25 protein-coding genes are annotated in these 24,828 nt (G+C 60.3%); 16 read left to right on the plus strand and 9 right to left on the minus strand.

What is annotated here, in order from left to right; all coding sequences use genetic code 11:
- Window positions 1–24: 24 nt before the first annotated feature.
- The 4 genes from ACMA5I_RS00785 to ACMA5I_RS00800 all read left to right on the plus strand — a co-directional run bounded on the left by ACMA5I_RS00785 (window position 25) and on the right by ACMA5I_RS00800 (window position 3,472).
- Entirely contained in the window at window positions 25–702 is a 678-nt protein-coding gene (locus ACMA5I_RS00785; RefSeq protein ID WP_525884313.1) for a hypothetical protein, read from the plus strand.
- Window positions 702–1,094: a phage holin family protein gene (locus tag ACMA5I_RS00790; RefSeq protein ID WP_525884314.1), complete on the plus strand. Its 393-nt coding sequence runs from the start codon at window positions 702–704 to the stop codon at window positions 1,092–1,094. Before ACMA5I_RS00785 ends, ACMA5I_RS00790 begins: the two co-directional genes overlap by 1 nt.
- Complete coding sequence (locus tag ACMA5I_RS00795) at window positions 1,084–1,833, plus strand: DUF3618 domain-containing protein (RefSeq protein ID WP_525884315.1); 750 nt, start codon at window positions 1,084–1,086, stop codon at window positions 1,831–1,833. The genes ACMA5I_RS00790 and ACMA5I_RS00795 overlap by 11 nt, the downstream gene beginning before the upstream one ends.
- 76 nt (window positions 1,834–1,909) lie before the next feature.
- Window positions 1,910–3,472: an O-antigen ligase family protein gene (locus tag ACMA5I_RS00800; protein ID WP_525884316.1), complete on the plus strand. Its 1,563-nt coding sequence runs from the start codon at window positions 1,910–1,912 to the stop codon at window positions 3,470–3,472.
- A gap of 136 nt (window positions 3,473–3,608) precedes the next feature.
- On the opposite strand, the gene ACMA5I_RS00805 is transcribed toward ACMA5I_RS00800, so the two are convergent.
- Window positions 3,609–4,928, minus strand: coding sequence for a hypothetical protein (locus tag ACMA5I_RS00805; RefSeq protein WP_525884317.1), 1,320 nt, complete (start codon window positions 4,926–4,928; stop codon window positions 3,609–3,611).
- Window positions 4,925–5,785 (minus strand): flagellar motor stator protein MotA, encoded by an 861-nt coding sequence (gene motA / locus ACMA5I_RS00810; protein ID WP_525884698.1) that lies wholly within the window; start codon window positions 5,783–5,785, stop codon window positions 4,925–4,927. Before motA ends, ACMA5I_RS00805 begins: the two co-directional genes overlap by 4 nt.
- Window positions 5,786–5,908: 123 nt before the next feature.
- Here motA and rfbC point away from each other — a divergent pair, with 123 nt between their 5' ends.
- Genes rfbC through rfbA form a run of 4 tightly spaced genes read left to right on the plus strand, consistent with a single transcriptional unit; the run spans window position 5,909 to window position 9,228 of the window.
- A complete protein-coding gene (gene rfbC / locus ACMA5I_RS00815; protein ID WP_525884318.1) occupies window positions 5,909–6,469 on the plus strand; it encodes a dTDP-4-dehydrorhamnose 3,5-epimerase in 561 nt (186 codons plus the stop codon).
- The gene (gene rfbB / locus ACMA5I_RS00820) at window positions 6,469–7,509 is read left to right on the plus strand and encodes a dTDP-glucose 4,6-dehydratase (protein WP_525884319.1); all 1,041 of its coding nucleotides are present in this window, start codon (window positions 6,469–6,471) and stop codon (window positions 7,507–7,509) included. Before rfbC ends, rfbB begins: the two co-directional genes overlap by 1 nt.
- A complete protein-coding gene (gene rfbD, locus ACMA5I_RS00825; RefSeq protein ID WP_525884320.1) occupies window positions 7,506–8,351 on the plus strand; it encodes a dTDP-4-dehydrorhamnose reductase in 846 nt (281 codons plus the stop codon). The genes rfbB and rfbD overlap by 4 nt, the downstream gene beginning before the upstream one ends.
- 1 nt (window position 8,352) lies before the next feature.
- Window positions 8,353–9,228 (plus strand): glucose-1-phosphate thymidylyltransferase RfbA, encoded by an 876-nt coding sequence (rfbA, locus tag ACMA5I_RS00830; protein ID WP_525884321.1) that lies wholly within the window; start codon window positions 8,353–8,355, stop codon window positions 9,226–9,228.
- Here the strand turns inward: rfbA and ACMA5I_RS00835 are convergent.
- The 3 genes from ACMA5I_RS00835 to ACMA5I_RS00845 are packed head-to-tail and all read right to left on the minus strand — an operon-like array spanning window position 9,225 to window position 10,744.
- Entirely contained in the window at window positions 9,225–9,746 is a 522-nt protein-coding gene (locus tag ACMA5I_RS00835; protein ID WP_525884322.1) for a MotE family protein, read from the minus strand. The genes rfbA and ACMA5I_RS00835 overlap by 4 nt on opposite strands.
- Window positions 9,743–10,255 carry a hypothetical protein gene (locus ACMA5I_RS00840; protein WP_525884323.1) on the minus strand — a complete coding sequence of 171 codons (513 nt, stop codon included), beginning with the start codon at window positions 10,253–10,255 and terminating at the stop codon, window positions 9,743–9,745. The genes ACMA5I_RS00835 and ACMA5I_RS00840 overlap by 4 nt, the downstream gene beginning before the upstream one ends.
- 12 nt (window positions 10,256–10,267) lie before the next feature.
- Entirely contained in the window at window positions 10,268–10,744 is a 477-nt protein-coding gene (locus ACMA5I_RS00845) for a flagellar basal body-associated FliL family protein (protein WP_525884324.1), read from the minus strand.
- Window positions 10,745–10,875: 131 nt separating this feature from the next.
- Between ACMA5I_RS00845 and fliF the strand changes: the two genes are divergently transcribed.
- From fliF to ACMA5I_RS00885, 8 genes are all read left to right on the plus strand, one after another.
- Window positions 10,876–12,429 (plus strand): flagellar basal-body MS-ring/collar protein FliF, encoded by a 1,554-nt coding sequence (fliF, locus tag ACMA5I_RS00850; RefSeq protein WP_525884325.1) that lies wholly within the window; start codon window positions 10,876–10,878, stop codon window positions 12,427–12,429.
- A 9-nt stretch (window positions 12,430–12,438) separates the two neighbouring features.
- Window positions 12,439–13,032 carry a hypothetical protein gene (locus ACMA5I_RS00855; protein WP_525884326.1) on the plus strand — a complete coding sequence of 198 codons (594 nt, stop codon included), beginning with the start codon at window positions 12,439–12,441 and terminating at the stop codon, window positions 13,030–13,032.
- Window positions 13,033–13,123: 91 nt separating this feature from the next.
- Complete coding sequence (locus ACMA5I_RS00860; RefSeq protein WP_525884699.1) at window positions 13,124–13,363, plus strand: FliM/FliN family flagellar motor switch protein; 240 nt, start codon at window positions 13,124–13,126, stop codon at window positions 13,361–13,363.
- Entirely contained in the window at window positions 13,344–14,054 is a 711-nt protein-coding gene (gene fliP, locus ACMA5I_RS00865; RefSeq protein ID WP_525884327.1) for a flagellar type III secretion system pore protein FliP, read from the plus strand. Before ACMA5I_RS00860 ends, fliP begins: the two co-directional genes overlap by 20 nt.
- Window positions 14,051–15,124: a FliG C-terminal domain-containing protein gene (locus ACMA5I_RS00870; RefSeq protein WP_525884328.1), complete on the plus strand. Its 1,074-nt coding sequence runs from the start codon at window positions 14,051–14,053 to the stop codon at window positions 15,122–15,124. Before fliP ends, ACMA5I_RS00870 begins: the two co-directional genes overlap by 4 nt.
- 121 nt (window positions 15,125–15,245) lie before the next feature.
- Window positions 15,246–15,704, plus strand: coding sequence for a GbsR/MarR family transcriptional regulator (locus tag ACMA5I_RS00875; protein WP_525884329.1), 459 nt, complete (start codon window positions 15,246–15,248; stop codon window positions 15,702–15,704).
- 14 nt (window positions 15,705–15,718) lie between these two features.
- Complete coding sequence (locus ACMA5I_RS00880) at window positions 15,719–16,924, plus strand: efflux RND transporter periplasmic adaptor subunit (RefSeq protein ID WP_525884330.1); 1,206 nt, start codon at window positions 15,719–15,721, stop codon at window positions 16,922–16,924.
- Window positions 16,921–20,085, plus strand: a complete 3,165-nt coding sequence (locus ACMA5I_RS00885) for an efflux RND transporter permease subunit (protein ID WP_525884331.1) — start codon at window positions 16,921–16,923, stop codon at window positions 20,083–20,085. Before ACMA5I_RS00880 ends, ACMA5I_RS00885 begins: the two co-directional genes overlap by 4 nt.
- On the opposite strand, the gene ACMA5I_RS00890 is transcribed toward ACMA5I_RS00885, so the two are convergent.
- The 4 genes from ACMA5I_RS00890 to acs all read right to left on the minus strand — a co-directional run bounded on the left by ACMA5I_RS00890 (window position 20,082) and on the right by acs (window position 24,542).
- Window positions 20,082–20,366, minus strand: a complete 285-nt coding sequence (locus ACMA5I_RS00890) for a Dabb family protein (protein ID WP_525884332.1) — start codon at window positions 20,364–20,366, stop codon at window positions 20,082–20,084. The genes ACMA5I_RS00885 and ACMA5I_RS00890 overlap by 4 nt on opposite strands.
- 100 nt (window positions 20,367–20,466) lie before the next feature.
- Window positions 20,467–22,266, minus strand: a complete 1,800-nt coding sequence (locus ACMA5I_RS00895) for a sodium:solute symporter family protein (RefSeq protein ID WP_525884333.1) — start codon at window positions 22,264–22,266, stop codon at window positions 20,467–20,469.
- 3 nt (window positions 22,267–22,269) lie between these two features.
- Window positions 22,270–22,533 (minus strand): DUF4212 domain-containing protein, encoded by a 264-nt coding sequence (locus ACMA5I_RS00900; RefSeq protein ID WP_525884334.1) that lies wholly within the window; start codon window positions 22,531–22,533, stop codon window positions 22,270–22,272.
- A 65-nt stretch (window positions 22,534–22,598) separates the two neighbouring features.
- Window positions 22,599–24,542, minus strand: coding sequence for an acetate--CoA ligase (acs, locus tag ACMA5I_RS00905; RefSeq protein WP_525884335.1), 1,944 nt, complete (start codon window positions 24,540–24,542; stop codon window positions 22,599–22,601).
- Window positions 24,543–24,828: the final 286 nt, after the last annotated feature.

The raw sequence follows: 24,828 nt of genomic DNA on the forward strand, positions 1-24,828 counted from the left end.
AATTCGTTCTCTAAGGAGACCACAATGAGCCATAAAGACCTGGATAAAGCCGCGGACAAACTGGGCGCGGCCGCTAAAGACATGCGCGATGGCGCGAAAGAGGCTGGCCACTCGCTGGCAGACGCTGCTGACCGCGCGGGAGATCGCCTTTCGGGCGCAGCGCGCGATGGACGAAACTATGCAGAAGACGCCGCACGCGAGGGCCGTGCCCGCGCCGCGTCGTTGGCTGACGAAGCGTCTGACCGCCTCGACTCCGCCCGCCGTGAAATGGCGAAATATTACGACTCGCGCCGCGACGATGCGGGCAATCTTGCCAGCGATATTGCGGATCGCGGATACGCGCTCGCCGAAGATGTGCGCGATGAGATGAACCGGTTGGCGCAGCGCGCGTCCCGCCTTGCCCGCGAGGGCAGCGAGTCGGCCCGCGCCGAAGCCGAGCATCTGCTCCGCGTTCTGCGCAAGAGCGGCGAAGATCTCGCCCGCGGCACCGGCGCAGACCGCGTGTTCTCCGAAATCGCCCATGGCGCGGCGGATATCGTGGAATATGGCCGAAGCAACTCGCCCTCCGATATGGCGAATGACCTGTCGGACTTCGCGCGCCGCCACCCATTCGGCTTCATGGCCGGGGCCGCTCTGCTCGGCTTCGCCTTTGGCCGCGCCCTCGGGGGGAGCCGCCGCGACGATCGCTGGGGGCGCCGCTGATGTATCGCGATCGCTCCATCGTAGACCTGATCGGCGATAGCCTGAAGCAAGCCACAGGCATCTTCCGCAACGAGATTGATCTGGCGCGGGTCGAAGTGTCCGAGAACGTCAATCGCGCGGCGGCGGGTGTGGGGATGATCGCGGCCGCCGCCGTGATCGCCCTCGTGGCGCTGAATGTGCTGGTCGGTGCCCTGATCACGGCATTGATTGAGATGGGGATGGAGGAAACTTGGGCTGTGCTGCTGGTGGGCGGCGGGCTCGGGCTCCTCGCCTTCATCCTGCTGCGGGTCGGCATGGGACGCCTCAAGGCCTCCTCCCTCGCGCCGACGCGCACGCTCCACAATGTCAATCGTCAAGCGCAGAACCTGAAAGGACAGATTGATGGCCGATAAACGCAGTGTCGCGCAGATCGAAGCCGATATCGAAGCGGATCGTCTCGCGCTCGAACGCAATCTTGCCGAATTGCAGGATCGTCTGAGCTTCGGCAATCTCGCGCAGGAAGCCATGGGCGGGGCCATGGGCGCGCTCGGTCTGACGGGCGGATCGCGCTACCGCGGCGGTCGCGGGTTTGGCGAGCAGCTTCTCGACAGCGCGTCAGATCTCTTCCGCTCGCGCCGCCGTCGTCCGCACCTTTCTCGCCGCCATGGCTTTTACGGGACGAGCGAAGACGTGAGCCGTCGTTTCGGTGACCCTGATGGTCTCCGCGACGCTTCCTATCGCGTTGTCGGGGCCGCCCGGGATCGCGCGCAGGATATGTCCGACTCGGCACGGGATTTCGCGGATGAAACCCGCCGCAGTGCCCGCGATTACGCGCAGGACAAAGCGGATAGGCTGCGTGCGAAGGGTCATGAATTGGGTGAGAATGTGCGCAGCGCCGCACGTGACGCTCAGGACCGCGCCGCCGATTTGCGCGACCAGATCGCCAAGCTGGCGAGCGACACGAGCGAGGAAGCGCAGCGCAAGCTGTCCGATCTTCGCGAAGAGGTCGTCCGTCTCGAAGCGGAGGCCGAATATCTCGCTGCCCGTGCGCGGGACGAAGTGATCGAGTTTTACGATGAACGTCCGCTGCAATCGGGCATCGCGGCCTTCGCCGCAGGGGCGCTCTTCGCCCTCATGATGGGCCGCCGGTAAACCGAACACAGTTTTTTGCGCTGAACACCGCCGCCGTCCTATGATAGGAGGGCGGCGGTAATTTTGTGAGGGGTTCATGGCCGTATCGGCGACATCAGCAAGAAGCGCGACCACATTCGCGCCCACGCGTGTGCCACTGGCACTCTTCGCGATGAGCTTCATGCTGCCGCTGATCCTCGATTTCGGCGGTGTGCTGATGACGCCCACCCGCGCGATCTTGCTGATCTTCTTCTTCCCGTCGCTGTATCGGATGCTGTCCGGGAAGACGCCGCCGCTGAATATCACCGATTTCTTTATCTTTTTCACCGTCTGCTGGGCGGGCCTCAGTTACTTCGTCAACCACGGTGCGTCGCAGATCCAGTTCATCGGTATGCAGTTCGTCGACCTGCTCGGCGCCTATATCTTCGCCCGCGCGCACGTGCGGAGTGCGAGTGATTTCAAGTTCTTCTGGAAAATGCTCTCGGTCTGCGCGCTGTTCATTCTGCCGGTGGCGTTGATCGAGCTTTTTACAGACCGACTGATTATCCATGAAATTCTGGGAAAGGTCTTTCGCGTCAGCAGGGATCTCACGGGAACCACAGGCGAGCGACTAGGCCTTGATCGCGTTCAAGGCACGATGGAGCACCCCATTCTCTTCGGTGTTTTCTGGGGGATCTCCTTTGCAAATATTTTCTTCCTCGACCGCAATGCCGCGCGGCGAACGCTCTATGTCATCGTGATTTGCGTGACTGTCTTCACGTCGCTCTCGAGCGGTGCGTTTCTGACGGTCATGATCCAAGGCGGATTGCTGATCTGGAATTGGATATCGAAAGGCAATTGGAAACCTTTGCTGATTGCCTCGGCAGTGATGTTCGTTGTGGTCGAAATTGTCTCGGATCGCTCGGCGATTGCGGCCTTGTCGACGCGTCTCGCTTTCAGCGCTCACACCGCTTACTGGCGTCTTCTGATCTGGGAGCATGGGACGACTAATGTGATGAACAACCCAATATTCGGGCTCGGCTTGAAGGATTGGGTCAGACCGAGTTGGATGTTTACAGCTTCCGTCGATAATTACTGGCTGTTGAACGCCATGCGGAACGGTCTACCTTGCATCATCGCATTGCTGGCGGGGATGTTCTCAAATGTCTTCCGTCTCGTACGTCTGCGTGGCCTTAACGCTTGGGGTCGCGATGCGCGAACGGGCTATATCATAGCCTTCGTAGCACTTTTCATCGCGCTTGGAACCGTGGCAGTTTGGTCTGCTTCGTCCAGCTATATCTATTTCTATTTCGGGCTGATGGCGTGGATGTTCTCTGATCAAAGCATCTACGAAGATGGCGAGGCGGAGGTTGTCGAGCCCCCACGTAAGCGTGGTGTGCCCGAGCCTTTTGCGGGCGGTGCCGTGGTGGCGCGCGCGACGCAAAGACGCGGGATGCCTTCCGATTTTGCCACAGCAACGCGCGAGACGGTTCCCGAGGAGAATGAACAATTTCGGCAGGACAATCCGCTAAGGGATAAGGCAGCGCTCAAAGAGCCACCAGAGAGACAACGCGGCGCGCCAGGTGGTGCTGAAGAGAGCCGAAAAACGATCCGCTCGGCGAAATCGCCACGAACTGCACGAGCGAAATCGCCAGCGCGCGGGCGTCCAAAGCCGCTTTGAAACACACGCATCGGGCCTTGAGCATGAGAACTTCACGATATGATCTATCTGCTCGCCGTTGCGGGCATCTGAGATAACTTTCTCTAAGAACGATACCCTCGGCGTCGTTGGGTTTTCTTTTGTAAGGGGTTGCGTTTTACTCGTGCGCCAGCCTGGATTCTCCGAGCGCCGGAAGAGTAATTGAAGGCTCGGCGCCACCGATATCCGCGACAGTCGAAAAGCCCGCATCGCGCAGTGTTTGCTCCGCCTTTTGCCGAGCGTCTGAAAGAGATGTGTCCATAGGAACGACGTGGCGCGCGCTGAGGAGCGCCGCGATATAGGTGTTGAGATGGGCCTCGGGAGGCTCATACGTCAATATGGCGGTCCAAATTCGCGTTTTGGTTGCAAGGTCTTCTTTTACGCTCTCGGAGGTGGCGACACTGACCGCCTCGCCGTAATCACCTTCTGCCATTAGCGCTTCGACGAGCAAGGGCGCGACATCCACGCGGTCGGGATTTCGGGTGTAGAAATCGTCGAACTGGTCAGCAAGATTGCTTGTCTCCAGCTTTCCAGCTGCTTTCTCAAGCTCGAAGCGCGCTTCTAAGGCTTGGCTAAGAATTGTGCTGTCGTGGTCGGTAATCTGCGAGAGAAGCGCCAGCGCTGTGGTTGCGTCTCCTTCAAGCTGTGAAAGTTTCGCGCGGGCGAGGAGCAGTTGATCGCTTGGCGGTTCCGGCCGGCGTGACGCATCGGCGATGAAGGCTTCTGCGAGTTCATCTTGCTTTGAGGTTATTGCATTCAAGACCATAGGCCCGGCGAGGTGCAGGCGTAGGCGCGGTGGCAGGCTTTCGAAGACGGGCAGAACCGACGGTTCATCAATCTCGACGTCAGGCAGCGCGGCAATGGCCCATAGCGCCTCCATCGCCGAGCAAGGGGTGCGCAGCTTGGTGGATTGCGTCTCGTTCAACGGCTGATCTTCGATGATTGTCGCAAGCGCGGTGTATGGCTCGGCAAAGGGCGCGGGCAAATCTGCCGCCAAAACCTTTGCCTCGGCGCCCATAGTGAGCAGGAGATAGGTTTCGACGAGCTCGCGAAGCGCCTCCGGTTCGCCGTCATGTTCCGCGAAATTCCGGCGCGCGGCGGAGAGGTCTTCCAGCGTCGCGTCGTCTCGTGACGCGGTGAGAAAGTCGAGCGCGGGCCACGCGTCGCAGTTCGCTTCGGGATAGACGGATTCGGCTCTCTGTTGTTGCGGTGAATCTGTCTCGGGCTCCCCCTGCCGCGCAGGCTTGGAGACGCGCACATGGCTGTCGGGCGTACCACTGGCGTCCACTTCGGAGAGTTCTGCTCCAGGGACTTTTTGCAAAATCCCCTGATCGACGGCCCCTGCGATGGAGCCTGACAGCGCCTCTTCAAACTCAGACATATCTTCGGCCGCCGCTGCCGTTGCCAGAAGCGCGGCGAGCAACAGGGCACGGATCATGCAGCCGCCCCGCGGAGGGCGTTGGACAGTTCGTCAAAGGTCGGACGCATATCTTCCGGCGTGTTCTGGCGGCCCACCTCGACGCAGATATTGGGGGCATGGTTGTGCATATTTGCGAGCAAAACGTCCTTTACCAGTTCATAAAAGCTCATCTCATCTTCGGAGACGGCTTTAAGGCGCGCCGCAAATGGACCGACGATGCCGTAAGCCATAAACACGCCCAGAAAGGTGCCGACCAGCGCGCCGCCGATCATGCCGCCGAGCACTTCGGGCGGTTTGTCGATGGAACTCATGGTTTTGATCACGCCAAGCACGGCCGCAACGATGCCGAGTGCGGGCAGACCATCCGCCATCACCTGAAGCGCATGGGACGGCTCTTCGCTGTGATGGCGCAGCGCAGACAGCCGCTTTTCAAGAAGGTCCTCAACCTGATGTGGATCATCATAGTTCATCGTCGCAGAGCGTAGTGTGTCGCAGATAAGATCCACCACATGATGATCGCCCTGAAGCTTTGGATAACGGGAGAAGATCGGCGATTCATCTGGCGTTTCGATATGCTGATCGAGCGCCACCGGGTTATTTCGCGCAATTTTGATCAGCTCAAACATCAGGCACAGAAGGTCCTGATAATCCTGCTGCGTCCATTTGCTGCCCTTGAAGACCTTCGCGATGCTTTTGAGTGTCCCCGTGATCACCTGTTTGGCGTTGCTGATGAGGAAAGCGCCGACCGCCGCACCCCCAATGATCATGAGCTCAAATGGCAGCGAGTGCAGGATAACTTCCATGTGGCCACCCGCGGCCAGATATCCCCCGAAGACCATGGCAAATACAACAACAAGACCGATGATTCCCATCATGGCGGGGCTCTCCACACTCAATTTCGAGGCAGACCATGGGCCAAGGCTGTTAAGAAAGGGTCAAATGGCGAACTTTACATGTCTTGGGGGCGCCGCTAGGCAGAGCGCAAAGAGGTGGTTGGCATGAAAATAACCAAAACAGAGCTGCCGGGCGTGGTGGTGATTGAGCCCGCGCGCTTTGGCGATTCCCGCGGCTATTTTTCGGAAAGCTGGAATGCGGCGCGGATGGCGGACGGGGGCTTTGATCTTGATTTCGTTCAGGATAACGAGTCGCTCTCGGCGGAGGTCGGGACGGTGCGCGGCCTGCATTTTCAATCGCCCCCCCATGCGCAGGACAAGCTCGTGCGAGTCGGGCGGGGCCGGATCATGGATGTGGCCGTCGATATCCGCAAAGGTTCGCCGCATTATGGTCAATGGGTCGGCGTGGAATTGTCTGGCGAAAATGGCAAACAGCTTCTTGTTCCCAAAGGGTTTTTGCATGGGTTTGCGGTTCTGGAGCCGGACACGCTCGTGCTTTACAAATGCACGGATGTGTATGCGCCTAATTGCGACGGAAGCGTGCGGTTCGACTCGCTGGATATTGATTGGGGTGTCGATGTGACCTCTGCGATCCTGTCGGGCAAGGACGAGGCGGCAATCGCCTTCGCCGATTTCGACTCGCCTTTTATCTACGAGGACAAGTGATGCGATTGATTGTGACAGGCGGGGCAGGGTTTATCGGCTCTGCGGTGGTGCGGCAGGCTGTGGCGCGCGGCGATGAGGTGCTGAACCTCGACGCGCTGACCTATGCGGCCAATCTCGACAATGTCGCTTCGGTCTCGGATGCGCCGAATTACCAGTTTGCGCAGGTGGATATTCGCGACCGCGCGGCGCTTGATGAGGTGTTTATCACGTTCAAACCGGATGCGGTTATGAATCTGGCGGCGGAGAGCCATGTCGACCGCTCCATCGATGGGCCGGCGGCCTTCATCGAGACCAATATCACCGGCACCTACACGCTGCTCGAAGCCGCGCGGGCCTATTGGACCGAGGCGGGCAAGCCGGGAAATTTCCGTTTTCACCATATTTCCACCGATGAGGTATTCGGCACGCTTGGCGAGGAGGGCCAGTTTACCGAGGATACGCCCTACGCGCCGAACTCGCCCTATTCGGCGTCAAAGGCGGCGTCGGATCACCTCGTCCGCGCCTGGCATGAAACCTACGGCCTGCCCGTCATTCTGACCAATTGTTCCAACAATTACGGGCCGTTCCACTTCCCGGAAAAGCTGATCCCGGTCGTGATCCTGAATGCTCTTCATGGCCGCGAGATCCCGGTTTATGGGAAAGGCGAGAATGTGCGAGACTGGCTCTACGTCGAGGATCACGCCGACGCGTTGCTGACGGTTCTCGATAAGGGCGAGGTCGGGCGCAGCTATAATATCGGCGGCGAGAATGAGGCGAAGAACATCGAATTGGTGCGGATGATCTGCGCGATCCTCGACAATTTGCGCCCCGATGGCGCGCCGCATGATCGGCTGATCACCTTCGTTGCCGACCGTCCCGGCCACGACCTGCGCTATGCGATCGACCCGACGCGGATGCGCAACGAGCTCAACTGGCGTCCGTCGGTGACGCTTGAGGAAGGGCTGCGCAAAACCGTCGAATGGTATCTCGACAATGAAAACTGGTGGCACCCGCTGCTGGATCGCGACGGCGTGGGCCAGCGTCTCGGAGCGGCGGGATGAGCATCGTCGTCTTGGGCAAATCCGGTCAAGTCGCGACGGCCCTTCGCACGCAGCGGGAAGTGACCGCGCTTGGCCGCGACCAGGCGGATCTGAATGATCCGGAAGCTGTTGTCACCGCGCTAGAAGCGGCCGCGCCATCCGTGATTATCAACGCCGCCGCCTACACAGCGGTTGATCAGGCGGAAAGCGACGCGGACGCGGCCTTTCGCCTCAACGCAGAGGCACCCGGCCAGATTGCGGAATGGGCCGCCGCGCGCGACATTCCGTTTCTCCATATCTCGACCGACTATGTTTTCAATGGCTCCGGCGAGAAGCCTTGGTCGCCGAACGATCCGATTGCTCCGCTCTCCGTCTATGGTCGCAGCAAGGCCAAGGGCGAAGCACGGATCACAGCCGCAAATGGCCCGCACGCGATTTTGCGCACCTCTTGGGTGTTTTCAGAAACCGGCGCGAATTTCGTGAGAACCATGCTGCGGCTTGGGAAACAGCGCGATGCGCTCACCATCGTTTCCGATCAGATCGGCGGTCCAACCTCGGCGGATGACATCGCGGCGGCGTTGCTGAAAATGGCGGATGCGCTTTTGGAAGGTCGCGGCGCCTCCGGCATCTATCATTTCGCCGGCGCGCCGGATGTGAGCTGGGCTGACTTCGCGCGCGAGATTTTCGCGCAGGCGAATTTGTCGGTGACGGTTACGGACATCCCAACGAGCGACTATCCCACGCCCGCGGCGCGCCCGTTGAATTCGCGTCTGAATTGCGACGACTTAGCAAGAGATTACGGGATCGAGCGTCCAAACTGGCAGCGCTCTCTCGCAGATGTTTTGGCCAAATTGGAGGGCTGACATGAACCGCAAAGGCATCATTCTCGCGGGCGGCTCCGGCACCCGGCTTTACCCGATTACCAAGGCCGTGTCGAAGCAGCTTCTGCCGCTTTTTGACAAGCCAATGATCTACTACCCGCTCTCGGTCCTCATGTTGGCGGGCATCCGTGAGATTGTGATCATCACGACGCCAGACGATCAGTCGCAATTCAAACGCTTACTCGGCGACGGGTCGCAATGGGGCCTGGATCTCACCTACATCACGCAGCCCTCGCCGGACGGTCTCGCGCAAGCTTATTTGCTCGCTGAAGGCTTTCTCGACGGCGCCCCTTCTGCGATGGTCTTAGGTGATAACATCTTCTACGGCCATGATTTTCAGAAGCTCGTCATGGATGCGGCGGGTGATGAGGTCAGCACGGTCTTCGGTTACTACGTCGCCGACCCGGAACGTTACGGCGTGGTGGATTTCGACGAAGCTGGCGCTGTCCACAGCATCATCGAAAAGCCAGAGGAACCCGCGTCGAATTATGCCGTGACAGGCCTGTATTTCCTCGACGGTACCGCTTCCGCCAAGGCGAAGTCATTAAAGCCTTCCGCGCGTGGCGAATTGGAAATCACGTCGCTGCTTGAGCTCTATCTCGCCGAAGGCGCGCTCAATGTGAAAAAAATGGGTCGCGGCTATGGTTGGCTCGATACTGGCACCCATGACAGCTTGATCGAGGCTGGCGATTTTGTTCGCACCATCGAAAAACGTCAGGGCCTGAAAATCGGTTGCCCTGAAGAAATCGCCTATTCCAAAGGCTGGCTCGACGCGCAGGCCGTCATGGAACTGGCCAAGCCGCTGATGAAAACCGGCTATGGCCAATATCTCGCAGCGCTCGTGAAGGCGAAACTTTAACCGGCATTCCGCCCTGCGATGATGACCGTGATCGCATAGGCATTCTCGGGCGGCATGTTGGCGAAGATGGCCGCCGCCGCCGCCGGGTCCATCCGCCCCATCAAGCCCGCCGCGAAGGTCGTGTCCATCGTCGCAACGATCCCGGACGCGGCTTTCGGATCCATGTTGGCATACATGGCCGTGAGCTTCGCGAGATCCTTCTCTTTCGGATCCTCTTCGTCCCCATAACGGGCTTTGAGATCGCTTTCGAGCGCCGCAACAACGCGCTGCTTTTCCTCGATATCAGCGCGCTCCTGATCCAGCCCCGCCTTCTGCGCCTCGAACTTTTCCCGCTCCTCCTTGAGGCGCGCTTCTTCCGCGCGGACCGCTGCGATCAATCCCTCCGGCGCCGCATCGGTGCAATCGCCAGCCGCCGCAATCTCCGTGGCCCAGGCCGGACCGTGCGTGCCGATGCGCAGGGCCATAGACAGGGCAAATGCGCCGACCAAAACGCCTATTACCGTCAGTTTGCGCTTCATTGGCTCGTCCCATTCGCAAGCGCCAGATCCACAAGGCGGCGCGAGCGCTTATTGGTCTCCATCCGATTGGGCCGCGGCACCTCGGTTGCTTTGAGGCGCAGCGGTTCCGGCATCTTCCACGGCACCCGCACCGGCTCGATTTCCTTCACAACCTGCTTCAGAACCTCGCGCTTTTCTTCTTTCTTTTTCTCGAATTTCGATGTGGTTGGTGTGCCTTCTTTCGACTGCGGTATCTGCATGGCTGCGATCAGAAGCTCCAGATGCCGCCGCGCCGACTCGGCCCGCTTGAGACTTTCGGCAAGATCATTCTGCGCAACCTCGGTGCATTGTTTTGCGCTTTCCAATGCCTTTTTCAGATCGTCGACTTGAAGCGACAAGGTTGCGATGGTTCGTCCCAAGCCATGGTCCAGACGTGCGAGATTCTGGAGACGCTTCGAAATCTTATAGCAGTAGAGCATCGCGCCAAGGCTCGCGCTGAGAAGCAGGACGTTCGAGAGAAGATCACTCATACCTAAACCCTTCTAGTTGAGGATAAATTCCGAGATCAGAAGATTGCTGACGGGCACGCCTTCTGTGGCGAGATTGATCCGATGCAACATCTGAGCCCGCAGGCGCGCCAGTTGCGCCGGGTCTGCAAGCTCAGTTTCATCCACGGCGCGTAAATAACCGTTTAAAATATCGAGGATTCTGGGCTTCAAAGCCTCAACTATCGCCAAATTCTCTGGCGCAACTTCGAGAGAGCCGCTGAAAACAAGCTGTTTGGCATAGGCGCGCCCGCTCAACGTCACCACGATTCGGTCAATTGGGAGGAACGCAACCGGCAGCTCCGTATCCGTTTCCGCTTTTTTCTCGCCCTTGAACGACGGAATCAGTCCCTTCGTGCTGGCGTAAAAACCGCCACCTGCCGCCAGCAGAAATGCGAGAATCGACACCAGAATCATGGCTTTGCCTTTTGGTTTCTCTGGCGGCGAATCTTCGGTCTCGTCTGCGCTGCTCATCGGATCATCCATTTGATTTCGATGTGATATAAGCGCATCTACACTAACCAATTCTTAAATCGATCATGTCGATATGGCCGTGTCGAAATCCGGGTGATTCCGACGCGGCATAGCAGTGAGCGAGGCGAGTTTTGAAGGACCTGTTGGAAATCTGGCGGACAGCGGAACCCAAAAAGCGACTCGTTTTCGGGCTGGGGGTTGTCGCCGTTGTGATCGCCATGATCGGCCTTGTGTCTGCGGCGCGGAAGCCGGATATGGCGCTGCTCTATTCGGGGCTTGAAGCCGAGGCAGCGGGTGAGGTGATCACGGCTCTCGAAGGCCGCACGATCCCCTTCGATGTGCGCGGCGACTCGATCTATGTCACTGCGGATCAACGCGATTCTCTGCGCCTCGAACTCGCCGCGGAAGGTTTGCCGCAAAGCAGTGTGAAAGGCTATGAACTCCTCGATTCGCTGAATGGATTTGGAACGACCAGCCAGATGTTCGACGCGGCCTATTGGCGCGCGAAAGAAGGGGAGTTGGCGCGGACGATTCTTTCCGCGCCCTCCATCCGCGCTGCGCGTGTGCATATTGCGCAAGGCGACGCGGGCAGTTTCGGGCGCCGCGCGGAGCCGACCGCGTCAGTGACGGTGACGAGCATGAGCGGGACAATGAGTCGCGAAAAAGCGCGCGCTTTGCGGTATCTCGTTGCGTCGGCGGTCGCGGATCTCGACCCGGAGAACGTGTCCGTCATCGACAGCGAATCGGGGATTATTCTCGCTGCAGGTGAGGGCGGGGCGAGCGGCGCTGGCGATCTGACGCCCGAGTCGCGCGCGTTGAAAATGAAGGCGAATGTTGAGCGCTTGCTTGCTGCGCGACTCGGGCCGGGACGCGCTATCGTCGAGGTAAATGTCGATGCGAATATGGACGCTGAAACGATCAGCGAGCGCGTGATTGACCCAGAGAGTCGAATTGCGATCAGCACGGACACTGAGGCGACCAACGAGTCGAGCCGGGGTCAGGATTCGGGCGTCACGGTGGCGTCGAATTTGCCGGACGGGAATGGCGCGGACGGCGCGAGTTCCAGCCAGACGGCTGAGACGAGTCGCGAGCGGGTCAATTACGAATTGTCGGAGACGCGGCGGGAGCGGGTACGTGCGCCGGGTGAGATTGAGCGCCTGACTGTGGCGGTTATGGTTGATGGCGAGCGCGCCGTCGATGACGCGGGCGACATGAGCTGGACGCCGCTGGAGCAGGCGGAGTTGGATCGGCTCTCGACGCTTATCAAATCGGCGATTGGGTATGACGAGTCGCGCGGTGATGTGGTCACTATTGAATCGATGGAGTTTGACTTGCCTGCGGGCAGCGAGGCCGTCGCCGGGACAGGGGTGCTCGCGGGGCTGATGCCGAATCTGTCATCGTTGATCCGCACGGGACTTCTCAGCCTTGTCGTGATCGTGCTGGCTCTGACCGTTTTGCGTCCGTTCCTGACGCGCCGACCTCAGCAACTCGCGATTGAGCCGGCGCCTGTCGAGACGGGCCCGGATCAGGTTGAAGAGGTGATCAACAAAACCTCGGACATCCTGCCGCTCGATTTTGACGACAAATCTTCGGATCAAATTAACCGTTTGAAGCAGATTGTGGATCAGCGCGCCGATGACAGCGCGCGGGTGCTCAGCGGGTGGATTTCGGAATCGCGCGCGTAAGAGGAAATTATGGCTAATACGATCAGACTTGAAGATTTTCGGGGTGGGTCTGTCCTTCCGAAGGCTGATGACAGCAAGGAAAAGGAGGCGCATCGGAACCGCTATCAGGCCGGGTTTGATGATGGGTTCGCGGCGGCGGAGCATTTGCTCATGCTGGAGCAAGCCAAATTGACGGCGGCCCTTCTCGAAGAGGTTCAGGACGCGCAACTCAAACAGCACGCTGCACGCGAGGCGGTGATCCGGGACATTGCGCCGACCATTGCCGAGATGGTGCGCGCAATCGCGCCGCACCTTGCGAGCGAAACCTTGATTGCCGCGACGCAGGCGCGTGTGGCGGAACTGCTGAAGGTCGATGAAGAGGTGGCATTGTCCATCACCGCGCCAAATGCGCACGTCTCAGCGCTCAAGGAGGCGCTCCAGGGTGCCGCCGAGGTCCGCGCGGCCAAAGATCCGGCGCAAACGGATATTCGAGTTCATTGGAGCCACGGTTTCGACCGTATCGCGCCAGATCTCGCAGCGGACGCGGTGATCGCGACAATTTCCGCGTTTTTCAATCTTCAGAAAGAGGATGCAGATGAGCATGACAAACGACACAGCGCCTGATGAACAGGATATCGTTGAGGGTGAAGTCAGCGGACCGGAGCCAGTCGCGCCCGCCGCGCCGCGCGATGGTAAGAGCCGGAAAGATCGCGCGATTTTCGGGGTTCCGATCGAAGTGACGGTCTCCGTGGGGAAGGCGCGACCCTTGGTGAGCGAAGTCGTGCGTCTGCGGCGCGACTCGGTGCTGGCGCTCGATAGCAAGATTGATGATCCGGTCGAGATCTATATCGGCGACCGACTGATTGCGCGCGGCGAGTTGCAGCAGCTTGATGGCGAGAATGGGGGACTCGGCGTGCGTCTCACGGAAGTAGCGGATGTCTCCGAAGCTCTTTAACATTCTTCTCGGCGCGCTCTTTTTTGCCTCGCCAGCCCTCGCACAGGAGGTGTCGATTTCCGCCGGTGGCGGCTCGCTCACCATGGGCGCGGTCCAGCTTTTCGGCATCATCACCGTGCTCAGCCTCGCGCCGGGCATCGCGATCATGGTGACCTGCTTTCCGTTCATGGTCACGGTGCTGTCGATCCTGCGACAAGCGCTCGGGGTGCAGCAGGCGCCGCCGAATATGCTGATCGTCAGCCTTGCGCTTTTCCTGACCTGGTTCGTGATGGCGCCGGTCTTTACGGAAGCTTGGGAGATGGGCATTTCGCCGCTGCTCAATGAGCAGATCGAAACGGAGCAGGCGATAAACAAGACCTTGGCTCCGTTCGAGATTTTCATGGCCGCGCGGGTTGATACGGAGACGCTGGACAATCTTTTCGAAAGCATTCCGGAGGGCCGTAATCGCGAGGATCTGTCGGTGCTGATCCCGGCTTTCATGCTCAGTGAAATTCAACGTGGGTTTGAAGTGGGCTTCCTGATTTTCCTCCCATTTCTCGTGATCGACCTTGTGGTCGCCGCCGTGCTCATGTCGATGGGCATGATGATGGTGCCGCCGGCCATGGTGGCTCTGCCGTTCAAACTCGCCTTCTTCGTGATTTCGGATGGGTGGAGCCTTCTCGCGGGCGCGCTTGTGAGGAGTTATCAATGAGTGCCTCATCAGCCGTTGCCACACAAAAGGCGCCCGCACTCCCGGCGAAACGGCCGACCGGAACTGAGGTCGAAACGCTTTACAGCCAGCTTGAGAAGGCAGCGATCCTGCTTGCGGCTATGGGGCGCGAACATGCAGCGGATGTGCTGCGCATGGCCGAGGAGCGGGATCTTGTCCGGCTCGCCATGGCGACGAGCAGCCTCAAAAGCGTTAGCCATAACGATCTCAACAATGTCATCGAAGAGTTCATTGAGACGCTGGCGGAGACGACGGGGATCTATGGCGGCACCGATATTGCGCGCTCGATGCTCGGCGCGGTGCTCGATGAAAATGGCGTCGCGCGGATCATGTCGGATGTGGAGGGCGGCGCGCATGAGACGATCTGGTCGAACCTGTCCAAATCGGACCCGGCGGCGCTGGCGCGGTTCCTGGAGCGTGAGCATCCGCAAACCGCTGCGCTGATCGTTGCGCAACTCAGCACCGGCACAGCCTCGCAGACCTTGGAACTCATGGATCGCGAATTGGCGCGGAAACTGGTGCTTCGCCTGTCGAATATCCCGTCTCCCGATAGCCGTTTGACCGAGCTACTGTCAGAGCCGATCGAGAAAGATTTCTTCGTCATGCAGATTCGCCCGGGCCGGACCAAGCGTCCTGCGGACCTGATCGGCGGCCTTCTCAACAACGTGTCGAGCGCGCGGCGCGAAGATCTCATGGAGAAGTTGCAAAGCGAGACGCCGGAGCTCGCCAAAGAGGTCGCCAAGACGATCTTTACATTCGAGCATATCGCGGTGCGCGTTCGGACGGGCGACGTGCCGTCGATTTGCCGCGCCATCGACGAGACGGATCTCATTACTGCGCTGGCGCATGGCAAGCTGCAAAGCAGCGAGACGGTGGGGTTCCTTCTCGAAAACCTGCCCAAGCGTTTGGCCGAACGCCTCGAAGCGGATGTCGAAGAGCGCGACGATTTCACGCCGAAGGAAGGCGAGGCGGCGCAGCAGCTGCTCGTGCAAGCGGTCCTCGATGCGGAGTCCGACGGTAGTATCCGTCTCATCAAACAGGAGGATGCCTGACAGAACTTTCCAACAAATCTTGACCAAGCCGCTGGTCACGCCCTCGTGTCCACCGCCTCGCATTCATTGACTTCTGAACCGGTTGCCTTAGAAGAGGGGCGGTTTATTTCGGGAATGTGATATGATGTCCGAGCCGTTGCGCAGCGACTTCATCGAGATCATGGGCGAGATTGCGCAGGCAGACGGTCATCCACCGATCTCTGGGCGTATTCTCGGTCTTATGATCTATGATGGCCAGGCCAGATCTTTTTCTGAGATCGCCGAGCAACTACATGTCAGTAGAGGGAGTGTGAGTGAGAACACACGCCGTCTGGAGGCGCTCGGTGTGCTGGAGCGTTTTCGCGAACCGGGGGATCGGCGGGATTTTTACCGTCTTCCGGATGACGCCTTTCGCCGTTTGGCTGAGGGGTACGCGGAGCGCGCGGCGGACAGCGAAGCGCGTGTGAATGCGGTGCGCGAGGCGGTGCAGGCGGAGGATCCGGCCTGCGCGGCACGTCTCGGGCGGCTCGCGGGTTTTTATGGGGCAGTGTCGGCGGGGGTTGCCGTGTCGCTGTCCAGGCTCTGCGCGGAGTCTAAATAGGAGAGTTTCATTTTATGAATTCGCATGACGAGCAGGCTCCCGAATTTCGTGATGAGCCGGGCACGAGGCTGTCGCATCTGGTGGCGCTCTTTTTGGTGGTTGTGCTGGTGCTCTGGATGGGCTCGGGGATGATCGGCGGCGGCAGCGAGGCGCAGGAAGAAACCGCGGCGGAGAAGCGTCAGTCGCAGGTTTTGAGCGTCGAGGTGACGGAATCGACGGCTTCTGACGTGACGGAATATGTGACCGCAGAGGGGCAAGCTTATCCTGACCGGCAGACGCCTATTCGCGCGGAAGCGGGCGGTACGGTCGCCGAAATTCTTGTGCGCAAGGGCCTGCCGGTCGAAATGGACGAGCTGATCGCGCGGATCGCGCCGGCTGAGCGGTCGGCGCAGCTGGAGCAGGCGCGGGTTGAGGTGGAGCGCACGCAGCGCGATTTCAATAATGCGCAGACTCTGCTCAATCGCGGTGTGGCGACGCGCGACCGGCTTGAAGATGCCCGCTCGGCGCTGCGTCAGGCGGAGGCGAATTTGGCCGCCGTGCAGGAGACGCTGGATGGCACCAATATCCGCGCGCCGATTGCGGGTCTTCTGGATCAGCTTGATATTGATCCGGGCGAGGTGATTTCCCAAGGCGCGGAGATTGGCCAGATCATCGATACGGATCCGCTGACGGTCGAGTTCGAGATCCCGCAGCAGCAGGTTGGGCGGATTGCGCGCGGCGACACGGCGGAGGTGCGGTTCATCACCGGCGAGAGCCGCGAGGGTGTGATCACCTATATTTCGGCCAGCGCAGATTCCGAGACGCGCACCTTCACTGCCGAAGTTGAGATTGCGAACCCGGAGGAAACCATTCCGGCAGGGATTTCCGCAACGGTGCGCGTGCCGACGGAGACGCGTCGCGCGCATTTCGTCTCGCCCGCGTTTCTCTCGCTCGGGGCGGACGGCCAGCTTGGTGTGAAAACGCTGGTCGAGGGCAATCTCGTGTCCTTCGTGCCGGTCGAGATCGTGCGGGCGGAGACGGATGGTCTCTGGGTGCGCGGCCTTGAAGATGACGTGACGATCATTTCCGTGGGTCAGGCCTTCGTGTCGGATGGTGAGGAAGTGGAGCCGATCACGCGGTCCGACGATAGCGCCGCCGCCGAAGAAGAGGCCGCCGGATCCGCCTCGGCGGATCTTGATGCGTTGAGCCAGCCCGATAGCGAAGAAGGCAGCCTGCAATGAACAGCCTGATCGACGCCGCATTTTCGCGCACGCGCTTCGTCGTGATGACGCTGGTGATGCTGCTGATGATCGGCCTGCTGAGCTACATGGCCATCCCCAAGGAGTCGAACCCCGAGGTGAAGATCCCGGTCATGTATGTCTCGACCGGCCTCGAAGGGATTTCGCCGGAGGATGCGGAGCGCCTGCTGATTTCGCCGCTGGAGACGGAACTGTCGAGCCTTGAGGGCTTGAAAACCATGACGGGGAATGCCTCGCAGGGGCACGCTTCGGTTCAGTTGGAATTCGATGCCGGGTTCGATGCGGATGAGGCGCTCGACAAGGTGCAGGAGGCGGTGGATCGCGCCAAGCCGGACCTGCCTGCGGATGCCGATGATCCGGTGGTGACCGAGATCAACACCGCGCTTTTCCCGATTTTCACCGTGGTCATGTATGGCCCGTTGCCGGAGCGGACGCTGATCCGTCTTGCAGACGAACTCCAAACCGATCTGGAGGCGCTGTCGGGCGTGCTGGAAGCGGAGGTTGCCGGGGATCGCGAGCAGCTCATGGAAGTGCTGATCGACCCGACCGTTTTCGAGACCTACCAGATTTCCTTTGACGAACTCATCACGCTGATGACCCGCAACAACCGCCTGATCGCGGCGGGCGCGATTGAGACGGGTGCGGGCCGGATGGTGCTGAAGGTGCCCGGTCTGATCGAGGATATCGAGGACGTCATGAACATGCCGGTGAAGGTGACGGACAAAGCAGTCCTGACCTTCCGCGACGTGGCGACCGTGCGCTCGACCTTTCAGGATCCGCAGGGGTTTGCCCGGATCAATGGGCAGCCCGCGATCTCGCTGGAGATCAAAAAGCGGGTCGGCGCGAACATCATCGAGACCGTCAATGAGGTGAAGGCGGTGATCGAGGCGTCGGCGGAGGAATGGCCGGACAGCCTCGAAGTCGAATATATGCAGGACGAGTCCGAGCAGGTGGTTGAGCTGCTGACGGACCTGCAAAATAACGTCATCGCGGCGGTGATCCTCGTGATGCTGACGATCATCTGGGCGCTCGGCATCCGCTCGTCGATCCTTGTGGGGCTGGCGATTCCGGGCTCGTTCCTGGCGGGCGTCACGCTGATCTGGGCCATGGGCTACACGATGAACATCATCGTCCTGTTCTCGCTCATCCTCGTGGTCGGGATGCTGGTGGACGGCGCGATTGTGACGACCGAGCTCGCGGATCGCCGGCTCCATGAAGGATGGACGCCGCGCGATGCCTACGCCTACGCCGCGAAGCGGATGGCTTGGCCGATTATCGCGTCGACGGCGACGACGGTGAGCGTGTTTGTGCCGCTGCTTTTCTGGGATTCCGTGATCGGTGAGTTCATGAAATTCATGCCGATAACGGTGATTTTGACGTTGCTATCCTCCCTGTTGATGGCGCTGATTTTCATCCCGGTTCTCGGCGGTCTCATCGGCAAGCGTCAGCCGCAGAGCGCCAAGGAGCAGCGTCAGCTTTGGCTGGCGGAGAAGGGCGATCCGACGCAGATGACCGGGCTCGGCGGCTTCTACATCCGCCTGCTGCGCGCCGCGATCTGGAAGCCGTTCCTCACGCTGCTCACCGCGATTGCGATGATCGTGGCGGTCGTCGGCTCCTATATGGCGCTGAACCACGGCGTCGGGTTCTTCCCGGCGACGGAGCCGGATTTCATGCAGGTGCAAGTCCGCGCGCGCGACAGTTTCTCGATCTATGAACGCGACAAGATCATTCGCCGGGTCGAGGATCGTCTAATCGGCTTGCCCGATGTGCAGTCGGTCTATGCCCGCACCATGTCCGAGGAGCAGGCGCGGATGGATGGCGAGGATGTCATCGGCGCGATCCAGCTTGAGCTGACGGAATGGAACACGCGCCCGACAGCGGAAGATATTGGCAATGATATCCGTGAGATGGTGTCCGATATTCCGGGCATTCAGATCCAGATCAGCGTGCAGGAAGACGGCCCGCCGCAGGGGCAGCCGATCTCGATCAAGGTGATCGGCTATGATCCCGAGATGCGGAACGCGGCGGTCGATCAGCTGCGCGGCTTCATGGATGAGATGGGCGGGTTCCGCGATGTGAACGACACGCGCCCGGTGCCGGGGGTGGAGTTCCTGATGCGGGTCGACCGCGAGGAGGCGGCGCGTTATGGGGCGGATATTGCGCTGCTTGGTCAGGCGGTTCAGCTTCTCACGGTCGGCATCGAGGCGGCGGATTACAAGCCCGCCGATGCGGATGATACGGTGGATATTCGTGTGCGGTTCCCCTCCGAGGAGCGGACGCTGGAGAATCTCGAAAACCTGCGGATCCCGACGAATTTCGGCCTCGTGCCGATCCGCAACTTCGTGACCTTCACGCCCGCGCCGCGCACCGGTGTTATCAACCGCGAGGATTCGCAGCGGGTGACGACCGTGAATGCGGATGTGCAGACGGGCGTTTTGCCGGATGATCAGGTGCGCCAGATTCAGGGCTGGCTTGCGGAGGCGGAGCTGCCGCCGGGCATCAGCATCGAGTTTCAGGGCGAGGCGGAGGATCAGCAGGACGCGATGATCTTCCTCCTGTCGGCCTTCGTCGCCGCTGTGTTCCTGATGTTCACGACGCTGCTCATTCAGTTCAACAGCTTCTACAAAACCGTGCTGGTGCTGTCGGCGATCCTGTTCTCGATCTCGGGCGTGCTGCTTGGCCTGTTGCTGACCGGGCGGCCCTTCATCATCGTGATGGGCGGTATTGCGATCATCGCGCTGGCGGGGATTGTGGTGAACAACAACATCGTTCTGATCGACACTTATGATCAGCTTCGGCGCGACGGGCTTGGCCCGCGTGAGGCGGTGCTGCGGACCGGTGCGCAGCGTTTGCGGCCCGTGATGCTGACCTCGGTGACAACGGTGCTCGGCCTGATGCCGATGGTGCTGGCGCTCAACATCAACTTCGTGGAGCGCTCGATCACCGTCGGCGCGCCCTCGACGCAGATGTGGACGGCGCTGTCCTCCGGCATCGCGGGCGGCATGTTCATCGCGACCTTGCTGACGCTGGTGCTGACCCCGGCCCTGCTCATGCTCGGCGAAAACTGGGGGACCGCGACCAAGCGGTTCCTCGCAAAGCGGCGGCTCCGGAAACGCGAGCGGCGCGCGCAGGCGGCGGGTTAAGCCTCGATATCGGCGACGAACCGCAGCTCGCGGATCGGGCGTACAAGGCGGATGCTCTCTTCATAGAGATCATGCGCCTTGAACGCTTCGAGCGCCGCGAGATCGTCGAACTCGGCATAGACCACCACATCGACCTCGCTGGAGAGGCTGTCGAGCTTCATGTTCGGGGAGACCTCGACATGCGCCGCGGAGGGGATGTCCTTGAGGATCGACAGACCCTTGAGGACGGCATCGCGGTCCTGCGCATCGCGGGCGGAGAAAAAGACGAAATGGCGGATCATGGGCGGCCCTCCTTTTGCCAGAAGGGCTAAAAGGAAACGCGCGCGGGAACAAGCCCGCGCGCGTTTTGCATTTTAAGGACCGGCCCGAAGGCCGCGCCCGTTAGTGGTCCATCGCCGCCGCGGCACCGCGCGGCACGCGGACGCTTTCGACGAGATCCTGGATTTCCTGCGGCGGCTCGTCGGTCGCGTTGGAGACCAGCGTTGCCACGATGAAGTTCAAGAGCGCGCCAACGGCCCCGATGGAAACCGGTGCGATCCCGAAGACCCAGTTTTCCGGCACATCCGCCAGTTGGTTGGTGTCCGGGATGAAGAACCAGCCCTTGTAGACGAAGATGTAGACCACGGTGAAAATCAGACCCGTGAGCATCCCCGCAATCGCGCCTTTGTCGTTTACGCGCTTCGTGAAGATCCCCATCATCAGCACGGGGAAGAGCGATGCGCCCGCAATCCCGAAGGCCAGCGCCACGGTTTGCGCAGCAAAGCCCGGCGGGTTGAGGCCCAGCCATGTCGCGACCCCGATGGCGACCGCCATGGAGACACGCGCGGCCATGAGCTCGCCTTTCTCGGAAATGTCCGGGTTGATCGACCCCTTGATGAGATCGTGGGACACCGCCGAAGAAATGGCGAGCAAGAGGCCCGCTGCCGTGGATAGCGCTGCCGCGATCCCACCTGCGGCGATCAGGGCGATCACCCAACTCGGCAGGTTGGCGATTTCCGGGTTCGCCAGAACGAGGATATCCGGGTTGAAGTTGGTCAGCTCGTTTTCGGAGCCGTAGCCCGCAGCCTCAGAGGCCGCGACCGCTTCGGCATTGCCATCGTTGAAATAGGCAATGCGCCCGTCGCCGTTCTTGTCTTCCCAACCGAGAAGGCCGGTTTGCTGCCAGGTGCCCATCCACGCATAACGCTCGTCAGACTCGATCATTTCGAGCGCCACCGGCTCCGCGTCCGTGCCGTTCGGCCACATCATGTCACTGATGTTGTAGCGGGCCATCGCGCCGACAGCCGGAGCGGTCAGATAGAGGATCGCGATGAAGAACAGCGCCCAACCGGCGGACCAGCGGGCATCGGCCACTTTCGGCACCGTGAAGAAGCGGATGATGACATGCGGGAGGCCCGCGGTGCCGATCATCAGCGACAGGGTGAAGAGCAGCATGTTCAGCGTGCCAGTGTGATGCTCGGTATAGGTGTTGAAGCCGAGATCGGCGACAATCTGGTCGAGCTTGGTCAGGAGCGCCACGGTCGAGCCGTTGCCATCATCGACACTGCCGAAGAGGCCGAGGCCCGGGATCGGGTTGCCGGTGAGTTGCAGCGCGATGAAGATCGCCGGGATGGTGTAGGCGAAGATCAGAACGCAATATTGCGCCACCTGCGTGTAGGTCACGCCCTTCATACCGCCCAAAACGGCGTAGAAGAACACGACCGCCGCGCCGATCAAAAGGCCAGCGGTGTTGCTGACTTCAAGGAAGCGCGAGAAGGCCACGCCCACACCGGTCATCTGCCCGATCACGTAAGTGATGGAGGCGATGATTAGGCACGCCACCGCGATGATCCGCGCCGGACGCGAATAGAACCGGTCGCCGATAAACTCCGGCACGGTGAATTTGCCGAACTTACGCAAGTAAGGGGCGAGCAGGAGCGCGAGCAGCACGAAGCCGCCGGTCCAGCCCATCAGATAAGACGAGTTGTCATAGCCGGTGAAGGCGATGAGGCCCGCCATGGAGATGAAGGAGGCTGCCGACATCCAGTCCGCCGCCGTGGCCATGCCGTTGACCACCGGGTTGACCCCGCGGCCCGCCGCGTAGAATTCGCTGGTGGAGCCTGCACGCGCCCAGATGGCGATGCCGAAATAGAGCGCGAAGCTCAGGCCGACGACGATAATATTAAGTGTTGTTTGATCCATGACTTATTCCTCGTGCAGGTCAAAGTCGCGGTCGAGTTTGTTCATCCGCCACGCATAGAAGAAAATGAGGCAGAGGAAGACGATGATGGAGCCTTGCTGGGCAAACCAGAAGCCCAGATCGGTTCCGCCCACCTTGATGCCCGACAGAAGCGGACGCAGCAGGATGGCGAAGCCGAAGGACACGGTGGCCCAGATGACAAGGCAAATGCGGATGAGCCGCATATTGGCCTTCCAGTAGTTCGATGGATCTTTCGTCAGATCACTCATTGGTTGAACCTCCCATAGTTAAAGAGAAGGCCGCACCCGGAAGCGCGGCCTTTTGCGTCGCGGCGTTACTCGCGATTCATGCGGTTCTCGATGAGATCATCGACAACCTCCGGCTCGGCGAGCGTGGACGTGTCGCCCAATGCGCCGTAGTCGTTTTCAGCGATCTTGCGCAGGATGCGGCGCATGATTTTGCCCGAGCGGGTTTTCGGCAGGCCGGGCGTGAAGTGGATGAGATCCGGCTTCGCGATCGGGCCGATTTCCTTGCGCACCCAGGTTTCCAACTCCTTGCGCAGTTCCTCGCTCGGCTCGGCATTGTTCATCAGGGTCACATAGGCATAGATGCCTTGCCCCTTGACCGAATGCGGGTAGCCCACAACCGCCGCCTCGGCGACCGCCTCATGCGCGACGAGGGCCGACTCGACCTCCGCCGTGCCCATGCGGTGGCCCGACACGTTGATCACGTCATCGACGCGGCCGGTGATCCAGTAATAGCCGTCCTCATCCCGGCGGCAGCCATCGCCCGAGAAGTAATAGCCTTTATATTGCTGGAAATAGGTGTCTTTGAAGCGCTGGTGATCACCCCAGACGGTGCGCATCTGCCCCGGCCAGCTGTCCTTGATAGCCAAGACGCCCTCGGCTTCGGTTTCCTCGATGATCTTGCCGCTTTCCGGCTCCAGCACTTCGGGCTGCACGCCGAAGAAGGGCAGGGTGGCCGAGCCCGGTTTCTCGGGGATCGCGCCCGGCAGCGGGGTGATCAGGGCGGCGCCCGTCTCGGTCTGCCACCACGTATCGACGATGGGGCAGCGGCCCTTGCCGACGGTCTTGTGATACCAGTTCCACGCCTCGGGGTTGATCGGCTCGCCAACCGAGCCGAGCAGGCGCAGTTTCGAAAGATCGCATTTCTCGACGAACTCGTCGCCCTTGCTCATGAGCGCGCGGAGCGCCGTGGGAGCCGTGTAGAATTGCGTGACGCTATGCTTGTCGCAGACCGCCCAGAAGCGCGAGGCGTCGGGATAGGTCGGCACCCCTTCGAACATGATCGAGGTCGCGCCGTTCGCCAGCGGGCCATAGACGATATAGGTGTGGCCCGTCACCCAGCCGACATCAGCTGAGCACCAATAGACATCGCCCGGCTGCCAGTCGAAGATATATTCATGGGTCATCGACGCCCAGACGAGATAGCCACCGGAGCTGTGGACCACGCCTTTCGGTTTGCCGGTCGAGCCGGAGGTGTAGAGGATGAAGAGCGGGTCTTCGGCATTCATTTCCGCCGGTTCGCAGTCGGCAGAGGCGCCGCCCATCAGCTCGTTGTAGTCATGGTCGCGGCCATCGGTCCACGGCACATCATCGCCCGTGCGGCGGACGACGAGGATTTTCACATCGCGGGAGACATGCTCCATCGCCGCATCGGTGTTTTCCTTGAGCTTGGTCGCCCGCCCGCCGCGCGGCGCGAAATCGGAGGTGATCACAACCTTGGCTTCGCAATCCTCGACACGGTTGCCGAGCGCTTCGGGAGAGAAGCCCGCGAACACCACCGAATGGATCGCGCCGATCCGGGCGCAGGCGAGCATCGCATAGGCCGCTTCCGGGATCATCGGCAGATAGATCACCACGCGGTCGCCTTTGCCAACACCCATATCCTTCAGGATATTCGCCGTCTTGCAGACCTTCTCATGCAGGTCGCGATAGGTGATCGTCAGCGCCTCGTCATTCGGCTCGTCAGGCTCCCAGATGATCGCGGGCTGATCGCCGCGCTCCTCAAGATGCCGGTCGATACAGTTTGCCGCGACATTGAGCGTTCCATCGCGAAACCACTCAATCGAGACGTTGTTGTAATCGAAATCAGTGTTTTTGACGTCGTTATATGGTTTCATCCAGTCAAGGCGCTGGCCATGCTCACGCCAGAAACCTTCGGGATCCTTGACCGAGCGTTCATACATCTCGTCGCGAGTCGCGCGGTCAAGGGTGAAATCGCCGTAGTTTTCCTGGCTGACAGTTGCTGTGGACATTTCATTCTCCCTTATGTCTTTCGGGTTCATCCCGCTCTTGTTCTTTGGGCAAGGCTAGCCGCCTGCCGTGGCGTCAACAAGCCTGCATTTCATGTAGATCATCGGACTGGGCAAAATTGTTAAGTTGGGCACACTATTGCATACACTGTGACAAAAGTCTCGATTTTTTTTGCAGTGCAGAAATGAAGTTCCGGAAATGACCCTCTCTGAGAACTTAAATTGCGATTTTGTTGCGATTATCGCACGCGATCATCGCTTGAAAATCTCACGCGAGACACCGTAACAT

This window comes from Jujubicoccus corallicola (genome assembly GCF_047345645.1).
GTDB lineage: Bacteria > Pseudomonadota > Alphaproteobacteria > Rhodobacterales > Rhodobacteraceae > JBLEFH01.

Bases quoted from the DNA above. Each gene is read 5' to 3' on its own strand.
- ACMA5I_RS00785 (WP_525884313.1), top strand. From the start codon at position 25: ATGAGCCATAAAGACCTGGATAAAGCCGCGGACAAACTGGGCGCGGCC.
- ACMA5I_RS00790 (WP_525884314.1), top strand. From the start codon at position 702: ATGTATCGCGATCGCTCCATCGTAGACCTGATCGGCGATAGCCTGAAG.
- ACMA5I_RS00795 (WP_525884315.1), top strand. From the start codon at position 1,084: ATGGCCGATAAACGCAGTGTCGCGCAGATCGAAGCCGATATCGAAGCG.
- ACMA5I_RS00800 (WP_525884316.1), top strand. From the start codon at position 1,910: ATGGCCGTATCGGCGACATCAGCAAGAAGCGCGACCACATTCGCGCCC.
- ACMA5I_RS00805 (WP_525884317.1), bottom strand. From the start codon at position 4,928: ATGATCCGTGCCCTGTTGCTCGCCGCGCTTCTGGCAACGGCAGCGGCG.
- motA (WP_525884698.1), bottom strand. From the start codon at position 5,785: ATGATGGGAATCATCGGTCTTGTTGTTGTATTTGCCATGGTCTTCGGG.
- rfbC (WP_525884318.1), top strand. From the start codon at position 5,909: ATGAAAATAACCAAAACAGAGCTGCCGGGCGTGGTGGTGATTGAGCCC.
- rfbB (WP_525884319.1), top strand. From the start codon at position 6,469: ATGCGATTGATTGTGACAGGCGGGGCAGGGTTTATCGGCTCTGCGGTG.
- rfbD (WP_525884320.1), top strand. From the start codon at position 7,506: ATGAGCATCGTCGTCTTGGGCAAATCCGGTCAAGTCGCGACGGCCCTT.
- rfbA (WP_525884321.1), top strand. From the start codon at position 8,353: ATGAACCGCAAAGGCATCATTCTCGCGGGCGGCTCCGGCACCCGGCTT.
- ACMA5I_RS00835 (WP_525884322.1), bottom strand. From the start codon at position 9,746: ATGAAGCGCAAACTGACGGTAATAGGCGTTTTGGTCGGCGCATTTGCC.
- ACMA5I_RS00840 (WP_525884323.1), bottom strand. From the start codon at position 10,255: ATGAGTGATCTTCTCTCGAACGTCCTGCTTCTCAGCGCGAGCCTTGGC.
- ACMA5I_RS00845 (WP_525884324.1), bottom strand. From the start codon at position 10,744: ATGAGCAGCGCAGACGAGACCGAAGATTCGCCGCCAGAGAAACCAAAA.
- ACMA5I_RS00855 (WP_525884326.1), top strand. From the start codon at position 12,439: ATGGCTAATACGATCAGACTTGAAGATTTTCGGGGTGGGTCTGTCCTT.
- fliP (WP_525884327.1), top strand. From the start codon at position 13,344: ATGTCTCCGAAGCTCTTTAACATTCTTCTCGGCGCGCTCTTTTTTGCC.
- ACMA5I_RS00870 (WP_525884328.1), top strand. From the start codon at position 14,051: ATGAGTGCCTCATCAGCCGTTGCCACACAAAAGGCGCCCGCACTCCCG.
- ACMA5I_RS00875 (WP_525884329.1), top strand. From the start codon at position 15,246: ATGATGTCCGAGCCGTTGCGCAGCGACTTCATCGAGATCATGGGCGAG.
- ACMA5I_RS00880 (WP_525884330.1), top strand. From the start codon at position 15,719: ATGAATTCGCATGACGAGCAGGCTCCCGAATTTCGTGATGAGCCGGGC.
- ACMA5I_RS00885 (WP_525884331.1), top strand. From the start codon at position 16,921: ATGAACAGCCTGATCGACGCCGCATTTTCGCGCACGCGCTTCGTCGTG.
- ACMA5I_RS00890 (WP_525884332.1), bottom strand. From the start codon at position 20,366: ATGATCCGCCATTTCGTCTTTTTCTCCGCCCGCGATGCGCAGGACCGC.
- ACMA5I_RS00895 (WP_525884333.1), bottom strand. From the start codon at position 22,266: ATGGATCAAACAACACTTAATATTATCGTCGTCGGCCTGAGCTTCGCG.
- ACMA5I_RS00900 (WP_525884334.1), bottom strand. From the start codon at position 22,533: ATGAGTGATCTGACGAAAGATCCATCGAACTACTGGAAGGCCAATATG.
- acs (WP_525884335.1), bottom strand. From the start codon at position 24,542: ATGTCCACAGCAACTGTCAGCCAGGAAAACTACGGCGATTTCACCCTT.